The sequence below is a fragment of the Roseivivax sp. CAU 1761 genome, assembly GCF_054482755.1.
On sequence record NZ_JBTLRM010000068.1, the window covers coordinates 1 to 2,025 of the forward strand.

The 2,025-nt window shown below is 76.1% G+C and carries 1 protein-coding gene; it reads right to left on the reverse strand.

Annotated features, from left to right (window positions below):
• Positions 1-1,603 (reverse strand): DEAD/DEAH box helicase (locus ACXYMW_RS19680; protein ID WP_459037030.1); only part of this gene is annotated, 1,603 nt, incomplete at its 3' end.
• Positions 1,604-2,025: the final 422 nt, after the last annotated feature.

Here is a 2,025-nt window from a genome sequence, read left to right on the forward strand (position 1 = left end):
GCCGCGGCCCGCGTGGCTCTGCCGCGGGCTCCTCGGCGACGCGGGCATGGATCTCGCCCTCGACCAGCCCGTCCGGGCCGAGCCGCGCCAGCAGCACCGGCAGCGCCGCCTCGGCCAGCTGCACGTAGGTCTCCCCGGCCTGCACCCGGATGCGGCCGATCTGCGCCTTTTCGAGATCGCCGGCGCGCAGCAGCAGCGGCAGCAGCCAGCGCGGCTCCGCGCCCTTGTCGCGCCCGACATCGAGCGCGATCCAGGCCGCGGGACCGAACTCCTCGCGCTCCGCCCGTTCCGGGCGCTCGCCGCGTGCCGGGCGCTGGTTCAGCTCCTCGGGCGCCGAGAGCTTGGCGCGGTAGAGCCGCAGGCAGGCCGCGGCGACCCGCTCGGGGCCGTGCTCGGCCAGCAGCCGGGCGGCGAATTCCGCCTCCTCGGCGCTCGGCTCGGCCTGCCAGGCATCGTCGGCCAGCAGCCGCTCCTCGTCGCGGCGGGTGATCTCCTCGGGGCTCGGCGGGGCCACCCATTCGGCCTCGATCTTGGCCCATTTCAGCAGCCGCTCGGCCTTGCGGGCGATCTTGTCGGGCACGATCAGCGCCGAGCGGCCCTTGCGCCCGGCCCGGCCGGTGCGCCCCGAACGGTGCAGCAGCGCCTCGGTATTGCCGGGCAGGTCGGCATGGATCACCAGGTCGAGATTGGGCAGGTCGATGCCGCGCGCCGCCACGTCGGTGGCGACGCAGATCCGCGCCCGTCCGTCGCGCAGCGCCTGCAGGGCGTGGCTGCGCTCGTCCTGGCTGAGCTCGCCCGAGAGGCTGACCACGGCGAAGCCGCGATTGGCCAGCCGCGCCGTCAGCCGCGCCACCGCGGCGCGGGTATTGGCGAAGACGATGGCGGTCGGCGCGTCGTGGAAGCGCAGCAGGTTGATGATCGCGTGCTCGTTGTCGCCCGGCGCCACCTGCACCGCCTCGTAGGCGATGTCGGCATGCTGGCTGCCGCGCGCCGCGGTGGCGACCCGCACGGCGTCGCGCTGGTAGGTCTTGGCGAGCTCGGCGATGGCGGCCGGCACGGTGGCCGAGAAGAGCAGCGTGCGCCGGGTCTCGGGGGCGGCGGCGAGGATGAATTCGAGATCCTCGCGGAAGCCCAGATCGAGCATCTCGTCGGCCTCGTCGAGCACCGCCGCGCGCAGGTCGGAGAGGTCGAGCGCGCCGCGGTCGATATGGTCGCGCAGCCGGCCCGGCGTGCCGACGACGATATGCGCGCCGCGCTCCAGCGCCCGGCGCTCGTCGCGCGCATCCATGCCGCCGATGCAGGTGGCGATGCGCGCCCCCGCCTTGCCGTAGAGCCAGCCGAGCTCGCGCGCGACCTGCATCGCCAGTTCGCGGGTCGGCGCCACCACCAGCGCCAGCGGCAGCGCCGGCGGGCCGAGCCGGTATTCCGCGCCCAGCAGGGTCGGCGCGATGGCCAGCCCGAAGGCCACCGTCTTGCCGGAGCCGGTCTGGGCCGAGACCAGCAGGTCGGCCTCGGCCAGGTCGGGCGCGGTGACCGCCTGCTGGACGTCGGTCAAGGTGTCGAAGCCGCGCTCGGCGAGCGCGTCGGAAAGCGGGGAGGTCATCAGGGAGAAAGGTCCGTCGGATTGGCGCGGGCCGGATCGCCGGCGCGAAGCCTGTCCTGTAGGCGATGATCGCGGCTTTGTCCATCGCGCCATCGCGGCGCCGGCGGCCTTGCGCCGTCGCGGCGCGGGCGGGCTTGCGCCGGGAGCGGCGCCGGCGGGCCTGCGCCGGGCGCCCTGCGCGGGCGGTGCCGCGGGCGGGGTGTCCTCATGGCCTGGGGTGCGCGCTCCGGGCGGCGGGGCGGAGGGGCGCTGCCCCTCTTGCGCGCGGGGCGCGCAATTCACCCCGGGATATTTCGGCTCAGAAGAAGGGGGCGCGGCGGGCGTGGAGCGGCGGGCGTGGAGCGGCGGGCGTGGCGCGGCGGGGCCTGGCGGCACTGTGGCGGCGGCGTGGCGCCCGCGGCGGAGCGGCGCGGGCGGGCCTT